The following is a 16,838-nucleotide window of genomic DNA, read 5'->3' on the forward strand; positions in this document are numbered from 1 at the left end:
ACCTCCCGTTTTTACCCAAATAGCGTCGCTCACAACCGTTATAATCAACCAGATGGGCTTTAAAGGTGTATGGAAGATTGTCGAACGGAATCTGAAAAAAGGCTGTTCTCCAGCAGTATCTTGCCGGGGAACAGCCTTTTGTACATCTTAATGACCGGCTAATGACCGTTTTTTTTGCGCGGGGTGGCTCTGCGCAGAAACAGGGAAAATACCAGCCCGGCCACGGCGATGCCTGCTGCGACAATAAACGAGTCGTTAATGCCCTTTATTGTGGATTCCGTAACGGCGGTCTGATAGACCTGCATCAGAGCGAGAGACTGGCCCGTCTGGGCCGGCACTCCAGCGGAAGCGGCAATTCCCTGGCCCAGCTGCTCCAAGTCGGCGGCGGAGCCGCTCATCGCGGAGGCGGTATTGGCATAATCGGCCAGGTGAAGCGCGGACCGGCTGCTCATCACGGTGATCAGCCAAGCCGTACCGATGGAACCGGCGATCTGCCGTATCGTGTTCGACATGGCCGTCCCATGGCTGCCCAAATGGGCGGGGAGCTGATTAAGCCCTTCGGTCTGTACGGACATCATGAGCAGGGAAATGCCGAAGCTGCGGATCGTATAAATCAGAAGAATATGGCTGTACGGCGTGGCATCGGTCAACGAGCTGAATTCGAATGTCGTCACAGCGGTCACCAGCAGGCCGATAATGGCCAGCGGACGTGCTCCGATCTTGTCGAAGATCGCCCCGGAGATGGGGGACATGACGCCCATAAGCAGTGCGCCGGGAAGCAGCAGCAGTCCTGATTGAAGCGGGGTGAAGCCCCGGATATTTTGCAAATACATGGGAAGCAGCAGCATACCGCCAAACAAAGTCATGTTCACGGCAGATCCGACAAGCGTGGATACCGCAAAAATATCATATTTGAAAACCCTGAATTCCAGCATTGGCTGATCCATCGTTAATTCACGCAGGATAAAAAACAAAATGAACAGGATTCCGATGGCCAGGCCCAAAATGACAGTCGTGCTGCCCCAGCCTTTATCCCCCGCAGAGCTGAATCCGTACAGCAGGGTCCCGAAGCCGATCGTAGAGAAAACTGTACCAGGCAAATCAAATTTGGGATAGGTCAGCTTCGAGACGTCTCTTAGCCAGCGGAGCGCAAACAGAATATCGATCACAGCAAGGGGAATGACAATGATGAACAAAAGCCGCCACGTATATTCTTCCACAATCCAGCCTGACAATGTAGGGCCGACGGCTGGTGCGAACATCATGGCAATGCCCATCATGCCCATTGCTGCCCCACGTCGTTCCGGAGGGAAGACGGTCAGAAATACGTTCATGACGACAGGCATGATAATGCCGGCCCCGCTGGCCTGGATAATCCGGCCGACAAGCATGAGCGTGAAGCCTGTACTGATGGCACAAATGAATGCCCCAACTGTGAATAGTCCCATGGCTGTAATGAATAGAACCCGTGTGCCAAAGGATTCAATCAGAAATGCCGTTACCGGAATCAAAATGCCGTTTGTCAGCATATATCCGGTGGACAGCCACTGGATCGTGGTGGCCGACACGTTGAAATCATTCATCAGATGCGGGATCGCTACATTTAACAGGGTTTGGTTAAGTATCGCAATAAAAGCGCCTAGGAGCAGGACGGTCAGCAGCCTTCCGAGGGACATATTTTCCGCCATGGGCCGCCTCCTATTTATGAACCTGGACAGTGGCGCTCATTCCGGGAACGATGCCGAGCCCTTCATACCCCTGAATGGTAATCTCCACGGGAATAACCTGCGTAACTTTGGTGTAATTGGCGGTCGTATTGCTCGACGGCAGCAGGGAGAAGGTACCCGCTGTCGCCAGACCAATGCGGTTAACCTTGCCCGAGATCACTGTGTCCGGGAAAGCGTCAATATACACATCCACCGACTGTCCGACCTGCAGATCACGGATTAACGTTTCTTCCATGTTCGCCGTAATCCATAAATTGCGCATATCATACGCTCTGGCAACGGGTGTACCCGCTCCGACAATGGAATTATTGACGGCTGTTTCCTGAACAATGGTTCCGTTCGTCGGAATCGTAATGCTGGTCCGCGTTCCCCCCGACACAACACTTCCCAGGGTATCTCCGGCATTAAAGCTGTCCCCGACGTTGGCCTTCCAGTCTACCAGCTTTCCCGCCACCGGGGGCGCGATTGAAATTTGCTGGCCCGATACCTGCGCATTGTCGGTTTTTATGTAGTTTGCCGTCTGATAGTAGTAATAAGCTGCTGCTGCTACTCCAGCCAGAATGATGATGATCACCAGCAGATTGACAAGTATTGCGCGTGGATACATGAACTGTCCCCTCCATATTAGTTGAATCTTAATGGTGTCCAACCCCGATTCTGCAAGGGCTTCCGTATTGATGCTGTTACTAAGTTTCCCTGATGAAGGTGTAACTATGCCTGAAATTTATAATCATGTTTTTTTATGTATTGGGGATAGTAAAAGCAAAGTGATACGAAATGATATATATAAAGGATGAGGACATTTGATAAAAATAGCGGTGGTATACGACAGCGAAAATGGTCATACGGAGGCTTTGGCCACTTCCATTGCGGAGGGAGCCAGAATCAATGGTTCCGATGTGCGCCTGGAGCATGTCCGCTCAGCCAGGGTAGAGGAATTGGTGGATGCGGACGCGATTATTTGGGGGTGCCCGGGCCACTTCGGAACCATTAGCAGCGGTATGAAGGCATGGATTGACCAGTTGGGTTTATTATGGGCACAAGGCAAGCTGGTAAATAAAATAGGCGGTGTTTTCTGTACTACGGCAACCGTTCACGGAGGCTTGGAATCCACGCTTCTCAACCTGATTACACCGATGCTCCATCAAGGCATGATTATTGTCGGCATGCCGTCCAACACTCCCGAGAACGCGCTGTATGGCTCATACTACGGTGTCGGGGTTACATGCCCTGTGGAAGCCTCGCCGGAGGACCCGCCCAATCTGCCAAGCGCAGCCGACTTGGCTCTTGGCCGGGCATTCGGAAAGCGAATCGCGGAAACGGCCATGAAATATTCCGGGCGGCGCGCAGAATAGGAGGTTCGGCATGTTTATCGCTTTTTTGGTGCTGGCTGTGGCGGCATTGATATTTTTGTTTGTGTACAACACCCGCAATGCCCGGACTGCCGCAAGAAATTCCGGAAAGAAAGCGGAGCCTGACAAGCCAAGACGCAATAAGGAAGCACGGAAGCAGCTGCAGGAATCTTCCAGGCTTGAGAAGGAACAAGAAAGCCCCGCCCCTGTAAAGGACACTGCGATAAACGCTGAACGGATTAAGGTAACGGGAGAGGACAAGGCCTACCGGGAAGCTATTCGGAGCTTTGCGGAGCAGGGAGAAGAGGTGGCACGTCATGAGGAGTCCACACAAAAAGAAAGGCGGAGCGCCGATCTAAGCTACCGCGAGGCGCTTCGTTCCATGTCCAAATCAGGAGCTGACGGGGGCGACAAGGACAAGTAATCGGTGCTTATACGGTGTCTGAACCGAAGAAAAAGCTGGCTTCCGGCATTGTGCCGGGGGCCAGCTTTTTTCTAATGCGATTATTGCCGCTGAGCAGGTCTTACTTCGCTGCAGCGTAACGCTTGTTCACTTCATCCCAGTTAATCACGTTGAAGAATGCTCCGATATAGTCAGGACGTTTGTTTTGATATTTCAGGTAGTAAGCATGCTCCCATACGTCAAGACCGAGGACAGGTGTCTGGCCTTCCATGATCGGGTTGTCCTGGTTAGGAGTGCTTGTGATTGCCAATTTGCCGTCTTTGCCAACAACGAGCCATGCCCAGCCGCTGCCGAAACGGGTAGTAGCCGCTTTGGTGAAGTCTTCTTTGAACTTGTCGTAACCGCCCAGCTCATTGTTGATCGCTTCAGCGATTGCGCCTGTAGGCTCACCGCCGCCGTTTGGTCCGATGACTTCCCAGAACAGGGAGTGATTAGCATGTCCACCGCCGTTGTTGCGGACAGCAGTGCGGATGCCTTCAGGTACGCTGTTCAGATCGGAAATCAGCTCTTCAAGGCTCTTGTTTTGCAGCTCAGGAGCGCTCTCCAGTGCAGCATTCAGGTTAGTCACATAAGTGTTGTGGTGACGGTCGTGGTGAATTTCCATCGTAAGCGCGTCGATGTGAGGCTCAAGCGCATCGTTGGAATAAGGAAGTGCTGGTAATGTAAATGCCATGATAAAATCCCTCCTGAAATTAGTGGTTGATATTGTATGTATATTACATAACCCCCAACCACTATATTAAACGCTTTTTGCCTATTTAATCAACTTTTTTGTTTAGAAAATCGGCAGCGTGAAAAGTTTCGATCATCACCACTGCCAAGAAGTAATTTGCTCTTGACGAGCTTTTACTCTGCGGTGATAAAATTGGTAAGCTCCATTAAAATTTTAAAGCTGCAAAAAGCTTGAAAAAATCGGCTAAATTTAGCCTATCCTGTTCCAATCTGTTTATACCTGTTCGTAGGAAAGAACGGATGTAAGCGTTTAAAATGAAGCGTTTACAAAAGAAAATGGGTGAAAAACGGAGTAAATTGTGGTTTAATGGTCAAGGAGCGGTTAACTCGGCTTATTTGTGTTCTTATTTGTCGTTTTGGATGCAAGGCACATTTTCGAAAATTAGAGAGAGAACAGATAGAGAAATATAAAGCTGCAGCATATCATATGTATTGTACGCGGCCGTTATTATCTTCATGATAATTATCTTCATGATTTGTGTAAAATGGCCCTTTGGAGCGGCCATCAACTGGAATTGCGCCGGCTTAACCGGTGTCTTTGCAGTTTTTCTGTGATTTCAATGCTAACATGAAGGGGATAGTAGTATGCGTGTTCGTACTTTTCAGTTGGGTGATGCAAGCCAGGTAACTGAACTGATGCAAATTTCCTTGTCGGAAGAGTGTTACAAAGAGACCATTGAGGCATTTGCCCGCCAGTTGTCTTGGGATTCCGACTTGATTCTTGTGGCTGAAGAAGATGGGGAGCTGGTAGGCACTCTGATCGGAACAATCGACAAAAATCACGGCTGCTATTACCGTATTGCCATCCATCCGGACCATCGTCGTAAAGGCATCGGCAAGGCACTGATCGAACTGATGGAGCAGCGCTTCCATCAACGCAAGGTTAGCCGGATTTGGGTAGCAGGTGATGAGCATAACAAGGCTGCCATGCCGCTTTATGAAGCGATGGGTTATGGCGCGAGCCAGATTCTGCAGGCTTTCCAAAAACTGAGTATATTGGCTCCGAACTAATTCAATTAATAACGTACACATAACGTAAACACGCTGCAGCTTGTGAAATTTACCATTGAAGCATATCTTCCCAACCATTGCAATCCGGTGGGAGATATGCTTTTCTAATTGTACGGGCAAACAGCTTATTAGTGCGAGTTCAAAAAGTCAGGTTTTCAGCACCGAAGCGTATTCTTCCGAAGTGCGTTTTTTCAAAACGCTTGAGTTGAATGAAGATAGGGACTGAGGAGCGGAGCGTACTTGGGGTACGAGAGCACCTGAAATGTTTCCGCAGGAAACATGCTTCGAAAGCATCTGCTTAGTCCCGGCTGATTTCGATGTCGAGTCTGCTTCCTGACCTCCTTCGTGATCAAAAGATGACTTTTTGAACTACCTCTATTAGGTTTCACTAGTATTCATGAATCAGGAGAGGTGACTCGGAAAGATGCACGAACAAACTTGTGTTTCCGGGACCGCTTCGTATTGGGACACACTCAAAAAGGAAATTCAGGAGGCTGCGCCGTCGCTCGGAATCGATTCCATCGGCTTTGCGAGCGCAGACCCCTTTTTATCATTGAAGTCTATTCTTGAGGAGCACAGGGCCAAAGGTTATGAATCCGGCTTTGAGGAGCCTGACATCGAGAAACGAATACACCCTGCGCTGGATGGGGCCAAGCCCGCATCGCTGATTGCGATAGCCGTTGCTTACCCGTCCAAGATGAAGAACCCGCCCAAATCGGAGCCTGGCCGTTACCGCGGTATTTTAGCGCGCTCTGCATGGGGGCGGGATTACCATCTGGTGCTGCGCGAGGCAATGGAGCGTCTGGAAGCGTTTATTCGGGAACGTGTGCCGGAAGCAATCATCAAAAACATGGTAGACACCGGCGAATTGGTGGACAGGGCTGTATCGGAGCGCGCGGGAATCGGCTTCAGCGGGAAAAACTGCGCCATCATCTCTCCGGAGCTCGGCTCCTGGATTTATCTGGGGGAGCTGGTGACGAACATACCGTTTCAGCCTGATGAGCCGGTGACCGACGGCTGCGGAGAATGCACCAAATGCATTGACGCTTGTCCGACAGGAGCACTTGTGGGGCCGGGTCAACTGAATGCCCAGCGCTGCATCTCCTTCCTGACCCAGACCAAGGGTTTTCTGGATGAGGAGTTTATGCTGAAAATCGGCAACAGGCTGTACGGCTGCGATACCTGTCAAATTGTATGTCCGAAGAACCGGGGGCTCAATTGGGAGTTGCATCCCGAATTAACGCCGGATCCGGAAATTGTCAAACCGCTGCTGCTGCCGCTGCTGGATATGAGCAATCGTGAATTCAAGGAGCGTTTTGGCAGCAGTGCAGCAGCCTGGAGGGGAAAAAAGCCGATTCAGCGCAATGCGGTTATCGCGCTCGGCAACTTTAAAGACGTTACAGCCGTTCCCAAGCTGGCGGAGGTTTTGCTTGAAGACCCTCGCCCTGAACTGCGCGGAACGGCCGCATGGGCATTAAGCCGAATTGGAGGGGAAGACGCGATGAAAGCGATCAACGAAGCATCTGAGAAAGAACAGCATGAGAAAGTGAAGGAGATGATCGGACAGGCGGCTTCCGCGCTTTTGGCGAATGTAAAAGAAGATAAGAATGAACAGCAGGCTTTATCAGGTCCGCGCGAGCTGCAGGGGACGGTTTTTCCCCATGAGGTCCGGCCGGGCCAGAAGACGATCTATTATGACGAGCTCGATTCACCCATAGGCGTTCTGACCGTCTGCAGTACGGAGCAGGGGATCTGCCTGATTGAATTCGGAGCTTTTGAAGTGAAACAAGCCGTACTGCAGCAATGGGCCCGGACGTGGGTAGGCGAGTATGGATTTGCCCGCGATCCCGAACGCCTGGCCGAAGCCATAGGGCAGCTGCGCGAATATTTTGCAGGCACACGGACGAGCTTTGATCTGCAGTTGGATTTGCGGGGAACGCCTTTCCAATTACAAGTATGGGGCGCACTTGCCGATATACCCTATGGGGATGTTGTTTCCTACCAAACGATTGCGGAAGCGATCGGCAGACCGATGGCCGTGCGGGCCGTCGGAGGCGCCAACAACAAGAATCCGCTGCCGATTGTTATACCGTGCCACCGCGTTTCCGGCAAGGACGGAAGTCTTGTGGGTTATGCCGGCGGTCTGCAGGCAAAGGCGCATTTGCTGTCCATCGAACGGAAGACTCCCTAAAAGTGAGTGTTCAAAAAGTCAAGCATCCGCTTAGGCCCGGCTGAATTCAAGATTCGATGTCGAGTCCGCTTCATGATTTCCTTCGTGATCATAAGGTGACTTTTTGACTTTTTGAACTACCTCTAAAATATTGCAGGCGCGAGAGTAAAGACGGATGCCACCCAGGCTCCCGCTTTCAGGCGTCAACCGTCGGGGGGATTCTGATGAAATACGTGAGTATTGAAAACGTGGAGCCAGGCCAGTATCTTGGCAAAACAGTCTATTCATCCAACGGTACGGTGATGCTGTCCGCCGGAGTACAGCTGACGGTTTTCATGATTAACACGCTGAATCGTATCGGCGTTACGATGCTGTATATACAGGACCCGGACTTTGAGGACGTGGAACCAGAGGACATTTTGTCGGAGGCCACCAAGCAGGCGGTGATTCAGGAAATGAACGACGCCTTTTCAGCCATCCGCTCCGGCAAGGAGTGGAGCACCAAGAAGGTCAATGTCAGCGTGGACCGCATTCTTGAGGATGTCATGAACGGCAAGGAAACGCTTGTGCAGCTGACGGATATCCGCACAGGCGATAATGCCCAGTATGTGCATGCGGTCAATGTGTGTCTGATGTCGACGCTGATTGGCATCAATATGGGGTTGAATTACGGGCAGCTGAAGGATCTGGCGATCGGTGCGCTTCTGCATGATATAGGCAAAATCAGCACGGCGGATACTTCCAGGCAGCAGGATATCCTGAAATCCCATCATACCTGGGCCGGCTTTGAAATTCTTAAAAACAAACGGGAATTCAGCCTCATGGTCGCCCATGTCGCCCTGCAGCACCACGAGCGGGTCAATGGGACGGGCATGCCCCGCAGCCTGTCTGCAGAGGAAATTCATCTATATGCCAAAATTGTGGCCGTCGCCAATACGTACGACAATCTGGTGAATGATTTTAACGGGGCGCGGATGCTTCCGCATGAAGCCTGTGAGAAAATGATGGCCATGTCGGGGACGGAGCTGGACCATGAGGTGCTGGTTGAGTTCAACCGTATCATTTCGGTGTATCCGAACGGGACGGCCGTGAGATTGTCTACAAAGGAAACGGGGGTTGTCGTGCGTCAGCACCGCGGACTTCCCGGCAGGCCGGTCGTGAGACTGGTAAAGGAAAGCGGGCGTGATCTTGATGTGAAGGAAGTGGATTTGGCCCGGCATACCACCGTTTTCATCGATGCGGTAATGGCCTGATCTCCCGTAAAGTTTCGTTTGCCCGCGGCTTGTGAAAATGCTATTATATGCTAGTGCTTTAAATCAGCATATTTTCTATCAAAAGACAGCAAATTATACAGAGGTGACGTCTTCGTGGAATGGTGGAATATTGTTATTCCAATTGTTACTCTGATTCTCGGATTGGTCGGGGGATTTTTCATCGGGGCTTTCTACCTGCGCAAGCAGCTTGAGAAAATGCAGAGTGATCCTGAGCAACTGCAAAAAATGGCCAAGCAGATGGGCTACAACCTGAACAGCAAACAGATGCAGAAAGCACAGCAGATGATGAAAAGCCAGCAGTTCAACAGAAATCAACCCGGCAACCGCAGAAATCAGGGGCGCAGAAAATAACGAGCATACAGACAGCAGTGCTACCTGATGCTGCGTAGGAGGGTTAATGTGGCTGGAGTCAAAGATTACACAAACCGCAAAGTGGCGGATAACCGCGATAAAATTGAGTACCATATCGGCGAGATTCTGAAGCTGATTGGCGAGGATCCGGACCGTGAGGGGCTACTCGAAACCCCGGCCCGCGTAACTCGCATGTATGAAGAGATTTTTGCCGGCTATGAGGTCGATCCTCGCGAAGTACTGGGTGTGACGTTTGACGAGAACCATGAAGAGCTGGTCATCGTTAAAGACATCGTGTATTACAGCCAGTGCGAGCATCATATGGCCCCATTCTTCGGGAAAGTGCACATTGGATATGTGCCGAGCGGCAAAATTGTAGGTTTGAGCAAGCTTGCCCGCCTCGTAGAGGCTGTATCACGCCGCCTGCAGGTGCAGGAGCGCATTACTTCCCAAATTGCCGACACGCTCATGGAAGCGGTTGAACCTCATGGCGTGATGGTGGTCGTGGAAGGAGAACATCTGTGTATGTGCGCACGGGGCGTGAAGAAGCCGGGCAGCAAGACAGTCACTTCGGCCGTTCGCGGCTCGTTCCGCGAGAACGCGGCACAGCGCGCCGAATTTCTGTCGCTGGTCAAGGAATAAGACCTGGCTGTTTGATTAAAAAGAGCGAGTATTTGGTGGTCCAGGTTACCATCCATACTCGCTCTTTTTTGCGTTGGTCTTTCCAATCATGCGGGTACTCCGCAGTGTTTTTTACGGTGCGGCACCGATGGCTGACATGATACAATACGGGGGCGGAATCAATAAACTTCATCGATATAACGAAGACTTGCTGAGACGTCCGTCTCAAGGAGGGATAGGTATGGCTGAACAGACTACAGACCGGAAACCGGGCGATGGCCTGACCGGATTACATATCGTGGACAGAGGCGTCTGGGACCTGCAGGGAGATATATGGCGGCCATTCGCCTGGGAGGAGCTCGCCTGCCGGCAGGTGGGACGGGGGGCGGCGCCTGTGCTCCATATGTGGCGCTGCTCCAAGGCGCTCGTCATTGGCCATCGCGACCGCAGGCTGTCTGCTGCCGAAGAAGCGATGGCTGAATTGCGCGGAGAAGGCATTCCCGTGTGTGTGCGACCATCGGGAGGGGCGGCCGTGCTGCTGGATGAAGGCGTGCTGAATCTGTCGCTTATTCTTCCGAATCCGCAGCATTCCATCAACATCCATGACGATTTTCGCCTGATGGCGGAGCTCATAAACGATGCTCTGGCTCCGTGGTCCACAGCGGCGGCAGCGGGAGAAATCGCCGGCTCCTTCTGCCCGGGTGACTATGATATCGCTATTGGAGGGCGAAAGTTTTGCGGGATCGCCCAGCGGAGGCAGGCCAAGGCCTATATCATTACCGCTTTTATTATTGTGGAAGGCAGCGGTGAGGCGCGCGCCGATGAGGTAAGGCGTTATTACAGCATGGCTGTACAGGGTACGGACACAGGCTATCCTGAAGTCAGACAGGGAACGATGGGCAGCCTGCAGGAGCTGGCCGGGGTGCCGTCTGTGGAGGCTTATGCCGACTCCTTACACGGGATGCTGAAACGGCGGAATCTGTTGCTGGATTCCGCCGCTCCGCATGTCGTATCTCCCGCAGAGCTGGAGCGGGAGGCAGAGGGGCTCCGATTGCGTTATGACCGTGAGATCAGAAGCTAGCTGAGAAAGCTACTGATGGACAGCAGGTGCCCCTGAAGAGCAGCACGCTTGCTAGGCTCAGTAAGGCGTCCATCTGAGCTGTGAAGCATATGCGAATCGTCTGTCGACCGCAGGCCAGTTGACCACGTTCCACCAGTCGTCTATGTATTTTCTCCGTTCGTTCTGGTGTTTTAAATAATAGGCGTGCTCCCATACATCAAGCGGCAGCAGAGGGATCACATCCCATTGCGAGAGATTTTGGTGTTTCTCGGCCTGCAATATTTCCAGGTGTCCGGCCCGTGGAGCCCACACCAAGATAGCCCAGCCAGAGCCTTCCACCTTGTCGGCTGCTTCGCTGAAATGCCTTTTGAAGGCATCGAAGCTGCCAAAATCACGCTGGATTTGCCCGGCGATGCCTCCACCCGGCATTCCGCCGCCGCGGGGGCTCATGGTGGTCCAGAAGAGGGTGTGCAGATAGTGTCCAGCCCCGTGGAAAGCGAGCTCCCGTTCCCAGTGCTTGACCAGTGCGAAATCATTCGTTTTGCGAGCTTCCTCCAGCTTTTTTTCCGCCTGATTCAGCCCGTCTACATAGCTCTTGTGATGCTTGTCATGATGAAGCCGCATCGTTGCTTCATCGATGTGGGGTTCAAGCGCGTCATAAGGATAGGGGAGCGGGGGCAGGGTATGGCCGCCGATGGGCACGGGCCTGGCCTTGGACGTTTTGCGTTCTGCGTCCTCCTCCGCCGAACGGGCCAGCTCTCCCGGCGCATGGAAGCCCTCTGCAGCCATCTGATAATAAGTGCTGTCATCTTCCGCCCGCTGCAGCAGCTCTGCTGCGGCTGGAGAGTCGCGCAGCACGGTGCTGGCGGATTGCAGCAGGGACATCTGGCGCCGGAACTCGCGGGACTGTCTGGCGGACTCACGCAGCAAATACTGCAGTGTACGGTCCATCTCGGGATCTTCACCGGGATCTTCCGGATCATCTTCAGACTGCAATCCTGACCGTTCCCAGATCTCGTCAAGCGCTTCGGCGGCAATTTTCCGGGTTGCATCAAATACCCGCCCCCAGTCTTCCAGCAATCCGGCGTAGGCTGGTTCCAGGCCAGGCACGGATTCCTGTAATGCGCTTATATAGCTCTTCTCGCTGCTCTTCCAGCTATCGATTTGTTCCAGTATCCGGACAGACGGCAGCGAATTGAATGGATCTGACATTATGCAGGACCTCCCTTCAGGCATCCTTTCCTCCCAAGGATGTGACAGCGTATTATATTCGGAAGGAGGCCTGCCTTATTCGGGAAAGAAAGGAACTAACCGCACTTAATTTACGGTCATAGTGGAGGCACCATAATCCTTTGGATCTCATGTTCATCGCGTGATGTTTTGTCCATATGAAAAAAACATGCAAGATTCATTCTGAACATTGAAAAATCCCCTCAGGCGTCCAGTGTTTGAGCCATTTTCCATGTGCTCAAGTCACTGTCCGCCGTGAGGGGATCGTAAAGGTTCGCCTTGAAAAGCTTATGATTTGTTCTCTTTGGAATGCTGCAGCTGCTGCTGTACATTACTCAGAAATGTGGACACTCTGCGTAAATATTCGCGCGGGTGCTCCCGGAAAATCAGCTCATGCAGCCCATTCTCCACAATCCAGACGTCCGACGCGGAATTAGTCTGATTCGCAGCCAGCGCTTCCGCAATCGGATACGGGGCTTTCTCATCCTTGGTGCCGTGGATGAAGAAGATCGGGAAAGGGTAATCCTCCGCCTTCACCTGCTGGTAAGGAATTTGCTGCAGACCTGTTCCGTTCAGAACGGGGAACAGCAGCTCCAGAATTTCAAGTGAAGGATGTCGGGGAAGATCAATCTGATTATGAATGTTATGATACAGCGTATCCGGCTCCAGCAGGAACGCGCTGTCCAGGATCATGGCATTCACGTCTTTGGTCTGCAGGCCAGCCTGAAGAGCAGTGCCTGCCCCCATGGAAAAGCCCCAGACGATAATTTCCTGGGCTCCTCGCTGCTTGGCAAGCTGAATGGCGCCGAGCAGCTGCTGAGATTCAGCCCGGCCTCCCGTAGCAACCTCCCTGTTGGTCTGGGAGGCAAAGCCGTAATCGAACATTACGACATTAAACCCTTGTCTGTGCGCATAATGGGCCAGATCATACATGGGAATCCAGCTTTCCTCGCGGTTTGCGCCATAACCGTGGCTGAAGACAATCGTTTTATTGGAATTCGGCGCAGGGATATACCAGCCCTGCATCATGCGGCTGCCGTCCTTGGCGGGAAAGGTCACTTCCTCATATGCCATGTCCTTGGCCAGCAGCGGATTGGAGTACAGGGGGGCTACAGTCGGATTGGACAAAAACCAGACGATATACGCATGCAGCGCGATAAAACAAAACATAAAAAAGAATACAACCGACAATACAAGCGCAATGATGATATGCTTGAACCGGATTAACCGGGGTGACAGCTGGGCGGGCGGCTCGTTGACAGCAGGCTGCACGGATGTGCCGCCCTGGGGTGTCGCAATCATCGGAGAGCCTCCTTGATCATTAATAAAGTTCGTTTGGGCGTGCTGTATCAGCACCACATACTTAATCGTAAAAGGCCGCAGCACCAAAGTCAATTCGACAGCAAATGATAATATTTGCCTCTTTCATATATACCGCGCTGCCGCTAAAACAGTTTACAGTGTATCCTGATATTATATATAATTTATGTAACCCGGTTTCATTAAGTGAAACGAATAGGCTGAAAAATTGACTGTCTGCAGCCATTAGTGGTCTGTTGAACATATCGCTAAATTCAAGGGAGAGAGGGGGGGCGCCATGGAGGACCGGAAGCTGACCGTTCGTGCTGTCGAACGGGCCCTGGACATTTTGATGTGTTTTACGGAAGCCACCGATTTGGGGCTGACGGAAATTGCGGCAAAAATCGGGCTGCACAAAAGCACGGTTCACCGTCTGCTCACGACGCTGGAGGAAAGAGGTTTTGTCATCCGCAATACAGCTACGGAAAAATATCGGCTGGGCATTCGGATCTGGGAGCTGTCGACCCATATGTCACGCAATGAGGACCCGGCGGTGCTGCTGCTGCCATTGATGGAGAAGCTGCGCGACCGTTTGGGGGAAACGGTGAGCCTGTATATACGGGATGGAGATGAACGTATCCGTATCCAGGCTGTACAGAGTACACAGGCCATACGCCGTGTGGCGACCGTCGGAGCCCGCATGCCTCTGTCCGTAGGCGCGTCAAGCAAGGTGCTGGTGGCATTCGCTTCGCCGGAGGAGCTGGAGCAGCTGAAGAAGGGCCCCGAGCTGCAGACTTTGGCCGGAGATGAAGCATACTGGAAGCAGCTTGAGGAAATACGGGCCAAGGGTTATGCCACAAGCTATGAAGAGCGCGAGCCCGGAGCCGCGGCCGTATCCGCCCCGATTATGAATCATCGAGGGGAGATTACAGCGGCTCTCTCCGTCTCCGGTCCGGTGAGCAGGCTGTCGCCCGAGACCCTGCATGAATTTGCCCCTGTTATCGTGGAGGCAGGCAAGGAAATGGGCATGCTGCTTCCTTAAGGGGTTGCCAAACCGTCCCTTTTAGGCTAACCTGAATTGGAAGGCGGAGCCATCCGCCTGTGAACAGCATAGTTTTGATCGGCGGCATGAAGCTGCCGAAGTTACTGGGGGGGCCCGTAGTACCGGGCTGAGATGGAACCGTTCCAGGTTCCGGACCCTTTGCACCTGATCTGGATCATACCAGCGTAGGGAAGTAACCGGCCAATGAAATCAAATGGATGGGCAGTATGTGCTGCAGTCAGGGAATGACCCGGGCTGTGCACGGAGCCTGTTTGTATACAGCCGGTTCCCTCGGGAACCGGCTTTTTCATTTGCTGCAAAATGTACATCGTACCGCCGCTACCCGCAAGGACAAGGCAGCGTGCTGGTCCGTATTTTGCAGCCGGCCGACAGCATCATTTTTTCTCCGGTATGATCCCGATGAGGAATTTGGCGACTCGGGAGGAATAAGCAAATGACAGAGAGCAAGCGGAAAACAGCAGCGGAGGGCAGCACAAATACGGTAATCGGGACCTTTCCTGCCAGCACTAAGGTCTATATCCAGGGTTCAAGACCGGATATCCTCGTGCCTGAAAGAGAGATAGCACTGCATGACACCCATACACCGCAGGGGATTGAGCATAATGCCCCGCTGCGTGTATACGACACCAGCGGTCCCATGACCGACCCGTCGTATCAGGCGGATATCCGCAAGGGACTGCCCAAGCTGCGCCGGGCGTGGGTTGAGGAGAGAGGGGATGTCATGCGTTACGAAGGCAGGGCTGTGAAGCCTGAGGATAACGGACTTCGGGCAGGGACCCGCCCTGCGGAGGAGTTTCCGGGTGCTGTCAGCCAGCCGCTGCGCGCGCAGCCGGGGGGCAATGTCACCCAGATGCATTATGCCCGCCGGGGAATGATAACACCGGAGATGGAATTTGCGGCGATCCGGGAGGGGGTTGATCCGGAATTTGTACGCCAGGAGCTGGCCAGCGGAAGGGCCATACTGCCCTCGAACATCAACCACCCGGAGAGTGAGCCAATGCTGATCGGCCGCCATTTTCATGTTAAAATCAACGCCAATATCGGCAACTCGGCGGTAACCTCCTCCATAGAGGAGGAGGTGGAGAAGATGACCTGGGCTGTAAGATGGGGAGCAGATACGGTGATGGACCTGTCAACAGGCCGCAACATCCATACGACTCGCGAGTGGATCATCCGCAACTCTCCTGTGCCAATCGGAACGGTGCCGCTGTATCAGGCGCTGGAGAAGGTCAATGGGGAGGCCGAAGCGCTGACCTGGGAAGTGTACCGGGATACGTTGATTGAGCAGGCGGAGCAGGGAGTGGATTATTTTACGATTCATGCCGGCGTGCTGCTCCGTTATATTCCGCTGACCGCCAAACGGATGACGGGCATCGTATCGCGGGGCGGGTCCATCATGGCAGCGTGGTGCCTGGCCCATCACCAGGAGAACTTTCTGTATACACACTTCGAAGAGATCTGTGAAATCATGAAGACCTATGATATTGCCTTTTCGCTCGGGGATGGTCTGCGTCCGGGCAGCATTTACGATGCCAACGATGAAGCTCAGATGGCTGAACTGGCGACGCTGGGCGAGCTGACGCAGATTGCCTGGAAGCATGATGTGCAGGTGATGATCGAGGGGCCGGGTCACGTGCCTATGCATAAAATCAAGGAGAACGTGGATCTGCAGATGGAAATCTGCAAAGAAGCGCCATTTTATACGCTGGGTCCGCTTACGACGGATATTGCTCCCGGATACGACCATATTACCTCGGCCATCGGCGCTGCCATGATCGGCTGGTTCGGCACCTCCATGCTCTGTTATGTCACACCGAAGGAGCATCTTGGCCTGCCGAACAAGGACGATGTGCGTGAAGGGGTGATTGCCTACAAGATCGCCGCCCATGCCGCGGACCTTGCCAAAGGCCACCCAAGGGCGCAGCAGCGGGATGATGCCCTATCCAAAGCCCGCTTCGAATTCCGTTGGCGCGACCAGTTCAATCTGTCCCTGGATCCGGAGCGCGCGCTTGAGTATCATGATGAGACGCTGCCTGCCGAGGGGGCGAAGAATGCGCATTTCTGCTCCATGTGCGGTCCTAAATTTTGCAGCATGCGTATTACACAGGACATCCGGGCGTTTGCAGCAGAGAAGGGACTCAGCGAGGAGGAAGCCATTGTCGCAGGGCTGGAAGAAAAAGCGCTGGAATATCGCGAAGGACGGAGCAGCTAATATCATAATGAAAAGATGAAAGCTTTGCTGTAAAAGCAAAGGGCGCCCTTTAAAGGGGCGCCTATTTTTGCATCATTTTCTCTTTTAAAACATCCTGAAAGCTGATTTTTTTCTCGTTGCTGTCTTCTTTTTTACTGGAGGGTGTCGCGGTTCTCGGGTATTGGGGGTTAAACGGCATCAGTGTATGTATCGTCACATTATAGTTCATTTTCGCTTCCTCCTCTTCAGGTACAGTAGGTATGCAGGTATTTGAGCCTAATTCAGAGAACGTTT

Annotated in this window: 18 protein-coding genes and 1 riboswitch; of the genes, 12 read left to right on the forward strand and 6 right to left on the reverse strand. The window is 52.8% G+C overall.

Annotation, left to right across the window (positions count from 1 at the left end):
• Window positions 1-158: 158 nt before the first annotated feature.
• A complete protein-coding gene (locus tag ACE5KN_RS17575; RefSeq protein WP_375526751.1) occupies window positions 159-1,688 on the reverse strand; it encodes a DHA2 family efflux MFS transporter permease subunit in 1,530 nt (509 codons plus the stop codon).
• Between the two features lie 10 nt (window positions 1,689-1,698).
• Window positions 1,699-2,334 (reverse strand): HlyD family efflux transporter periplasmic adaptor subunit, encoded by a 636-nt coding sequence (locus ACE5KN_RS17580; protein WP_375526750.1) that lies wholly within the window; start codon window positions 2,332-2,334, stop codon window positions 1,699-1,701.
• A gap of 199 nt (window positions 2,335-2,533) precedes the next feature.
• On the opposite strand from ACE5KN_RS17580, the gene ACE5KN_RS17585 reads away from it, so the two are divergent.
• Together ACE5KN_RS17585 and ACE5KN_RS17590 are read left to right on the forward strand one after the other, a co-directional pair.
• Window positions 2,534-3,082 (forward strand): NAD(P)H-dependent oxidoreductase, encoded by a 549-nt coding sequence (locus tag ACE5KN_RS17585; protein ID WP_375526811.1) that lies wholly within the window; start codon window positions 2,534-2,536, stop codon window positions 3,080-3,082.
• Window positions 3,083-3,092: 10 nt separating this feature from the next.
• Window positions 3,093-3,503, forward strand: coding sequence for a hypothetical protein (locus ACE5KN_RS17590; protein WP_375526749.1), 411 nt, complete (start codon window positions 3,093-3,095; stop codon window positions 3,501-3,503).
• A 100-nt stretch (window positions 3,504-3,603) separates the two neighbouring features.
• Here ACE5KN_RS17590 and ACE5KN_RS17595 read toward each other — a convergent pair whose 3' ends face one another.
• Complete coding sequence (locus tag ACE5KN_RS17595) at window positions 3,604-4,215, reverse strand: superoxide dismutase (protein ID WP_375526748.1); 612 nt, start codon at window positions 4,213-4,215, stop codon at window positions 3,604-3,606.
• 314 nt (window positions 4,216-4,529) lie between these two features.
• Here ACE5KN_RS17595 and ACE5KN_RS17600 point away from each other — a divergent pair, with 314 nt between their 5' ends.
• The 7 genes from ACE5KN_RS17600 to ACE5KN_RS17630 all read left to right on the forward strand — a co-directional run bounded on the left by ACE5KN_RS17600 (window position 4,530) and on the right by ACE5KN_RS17630 (window position 10,782).
• Window positions 4,530-4,685, forward strand: coding sequence for a hypothetical protein (locus tag ACE5KN_RS17600; protein ID WP_375526747.1), 156 nt, complete (start codon window positions 4,530-4,532; stop codon window positions 4,683-4,685).
• A gap of 174 nt (window positions 4,686-4,859) precedes the next feature.
• Window positions 4,860-5,285: a GNAT family N-acetyltransferase gene (locus tag ACE5KN_RS17605; protein ID WP_375526746.1), complete on the forward strand. Its 426-nt coding sequence runs from the start codon at window positions 4,860-4,862 to the stop codon at window positions 5,283-5,285.
• A gap of 424 nt (window positions 5,286-5,709) precedes the next feature.
• Window positions 5,710-7,476 (forward strand): tRNA epoxyqueuosine(34) reductase QueG, encoded by a 1,767-nt coding sequence (gene queG, locus ACE5KN_RS17610; RefSeq protein ID WP_375526745.1) that lies wholly within the window; start codon window positions 5,710-5,712, stop codon window positions 7,474-7,476.
• Window positions 7,477-7,679: 203 nt separating this feature from the next.
• Window positions 7,680-8,708, forward strand: a complete 1,029-nt coding sequence (locus tag ACE5KN_RS17615; RefSeq protein ID WP_375526744.1) for an HD-GYP domain-containing protein — start codon at window positions 7,680-7,682, stop codon at window positions 8,706-8,708.
• Between the two features lie 114 nt (window positions 8,709-8,822).
• Window positions 8,823-9,080: a YneF family protein gene (locus tag ACE5KN_RS17620; protein ID WP_375526743.1), complete on the forward strand. Its 258-nt coding sequence runs from the start codon at window positions 8,823-8,825 to the stop codon at window positions 9,078-9,080.
• 48 nt (window positions 9,081-9,128) lie between these two features.
• Window positions 9,129-9,722: a GTP cyclohydrolase I FolE gene (folE, locus tag ACE5KN_RS17625; protein WP_375526742.1), complete on the forward strand. Its 594-nt coding sequence runs from the start codon at window positions 9,129-9,131 to the stop codon at window positions 9,720-9,722.
• 220 nt (window positions 9,723-9,942) lie between these two features.
• Window positions 9,943-10,782 (forward strand): lipoate--protein ligase family protein, encoded by an 840-nt coding sequence (locus tag ACE5KN_RS17630; RefSeq protein WP_375526741.1) that lies wholly within the window; start codon window positions 9,943-9,945, stop codon window positions 10,780-10,782.
• A gap of 57 nt (window positions 10,783-10,839) precedes the next feature.
• Here the strand turns inward: ACE5KN_RS17630 and ACE5KN_RS17635 are convergent, their stop codons facing one another.
• Together ACE5KN_RS17635 and ACE5KN_RS17640 are read right to left on the reverse strand one after the other, a co-directional pair.
• Window positions 10,840-11,973, reverse strand: a complete 1,134-nt coding sequence (locus ACE5KN_RS17635) for a superoxide dismutase (protein WP_375526740.1) — start codon at window positions 11,971-11,973, stop codon at window positions 10,840-10,842.
• Between the two features lie 306 nt (window positions 11,974-12,279).
• The gene (locus ACE5KN_RS17640; RefSeq protein WP_375526739.1) at window positions 12,280-13,293 is read right to left on the reverse strand and encodes an alpha/beta hydrolase; all 1,014 of its coding nucleotides are present in this window, start codon (window positions 13,291-13,293) and stop codon (window positions 12,280-12,282) included.
• 295 nt (window positions 13,294-13,588) lie between these two features.
• Between ACE5KN_RS17640 and ACE5KN_RS17645 the strand changes: the two genes are divergently transcribed.
• From ACE5KN_RS17645 to thiC, 3 genes are all read left to right on the forward strand, one after another.
• Window positions 13,589-14,332: an IclR family transcriptional regulator gene (locus ACE5KN_RS17645; protein WP_375526738.1), complete on the forward strand. Its 744-nt coding sequence runs from the start codon at window positions 13,589-13,591 to the stop codon at window positions 14,330-14,332.
• Between the two features lie 96 nt (window positions 14,333-14,428).
• A riboswitch (TPP riboswitch) is annotated at window positions 14,429-14,541 on the forward strand.
• A gap of 5 nt (window positions 14,542-14,546) precedes the next feature.
• A complete protein-coding gene (locus tag ACE5KN_RS17650; RefSeq protein WP_375526737.1) occupies window positions 14,547-14,747 on the forward strand; it encodes a hypothetical protein in 201 nt (66 codons plus the stop codon).
• Between the two features lie 39 nt (window positions 14,748-14,786).
• On the forward strand, window positions 14,787-16,565 hold the full coding sequence (gene thiC, locus ACE5KN_RS17655) for a phosphomethylpyrimidine synthase ThiC (RefSeq protein WP_375526736.1): 1,779 nt from the start codon (window positions 14,787-14,789) through the stop codon (window positions 16,563-16,565).
• A gap of 61 nt (window positions 16,566-16,626) precedes the next feature.
• Here the strand turns inward: thiC and ACE5KN_RS17660 are convergent, their stop codons facing one another.
• Window positions 16,627-16,773: a hypothetical protein gene (locus ACE5KN_RS17660; protein ID WP_375526735.1), complete on the reverse strand. Its 147-nt coding sequence runs from the start codon at window positions 16,771-16,773 to the stop codon at window positions 16,627-16,629.
• Window positions 16,774-16,838: the final 65 nt, after the last annotated feature.

This window comes from Paenibacillus terreus (assembly GCF_042138595.1).
Lineage (GTDB): Bacteria > Bacillota > Bacilli > Paenibacillales > Paenibacillaceae > Paenibacillus > Paenibacillus terreus.

What these genes read in the sequence shown, in the direction of transcription:
- ACE5KN_RS17575 (WP_375526751.1), bottom strand. Translation starts at nt 1,688, where the DNA reads ATGGCGGAAAATATGTCCCTCGGAAGGCTGCTGACCGTCCTGCTCCTA.
- ACE5KN_RS17580 (WP_375526750.1), bottom strand. Translation starts at nt 2,334, where the DNA reads ATGTATCCACGCGCAATACTTGTCAATCTGCTGGTGATCATCATCATT.
- ACE5KN_RS17590 (WP_375526749.1), top strand. Translation starts at nt 3,093, where the DNA reads ATGTTTATCGCTTTTTTGGTGCTGGCTGTGGCGGCATTGATATTTTTG.
- ACE5KN_RS17595 (WP_375526748.1), bottom strand. Translation starts at nt 4,215, where the DNA reads ATGGCATTTACATTACCAGCACTTCCTTATTCCAACGATGCGCTTGAG.
- ACE5KN_RS17600 (WP_375526747.1), top strand. Translation starts at nt 4,530, where the DNA reads ATGAAGCGTTTACAAAAGAAAATGGGTGAAAAACGGAGTAAATTGTGG.
- ACE5KN_RS17605 (WP_375526746.1), top strand. Translation starts at nt 4,860, where the DNA reads ATGCGTGTTCGTACTTTTCAGTTGGGTGATGCAAGCCAGGTAACTGAA.
- queG (WP_375526745.1), top strand. Translation starts at nt 5,710, where the DNA reads ATGCACGAACAAACTTGTGTTTCCGGGACCGCTTCGTATTGGGACACA.
- ACE5KN_RS17615 (WP_375526744.1), top strand. Translation starts at nt 7,680, where the DNA reads ATGAAATACGTGAGTATTGAAAACGTGGAGCCAGGCCAGTATCTTGGC.
- ACE5KN_RS17630 (WP_375526741.1), top strand. Translation starts at nt 9,943, where the DNA reads ATGGCTGAACAGACTACAGACCGGAAACCGGGCGATGGCCTGACCGGA.
- ACE5KN_RS17635 (WP_375526740.1), bottom strand. Translation starts at nt 11,973, where the DNA reads ATGTCAGATCCATTCAATTCGCTGCCGTCTGTCCGGATACTGGAACAA.
- ACE5KN_RS17640 (WP_375526739.1), bottom strand. Translation starts at nt 13,293, where the DNA reads ATGATTGCGACACCCCAGGGCGGCACATCCGTGCAGCCTGCTGTCAAC.
- ACE5KN_RS17645 (WP_375526738.1), top strand. Translation starts at nt 13,589, where the DNA reads ATGGAGGACCGGAAGCTGACCGTTCGTGCTGTCGAACGGGCCCTGGAC.
- ACE5KN_RS17650 (WP_375526737.1), top strand. Translation starts at nt 14,547, where the DNA reads ATGGATGGGCAGTATGTGCTGCAGTCAGGGAATGACCCGGGCTGTGCA.
- thiC (WP_375526736.1), top strand. Translation starts at nt 14,787, where the DNA reads ATGACAGAGAGCAAGCGGAAAACAGCAGCGGAGGGCAGCACAAATACG.
- ACE5KN_RS17660 (WP_375526735.1), bottom strand. Translation starts at nt 16,773, where the DNA reads ATGAACTATAATGTGACGATACATACACTGATGCCGTTTAACCCCCAA.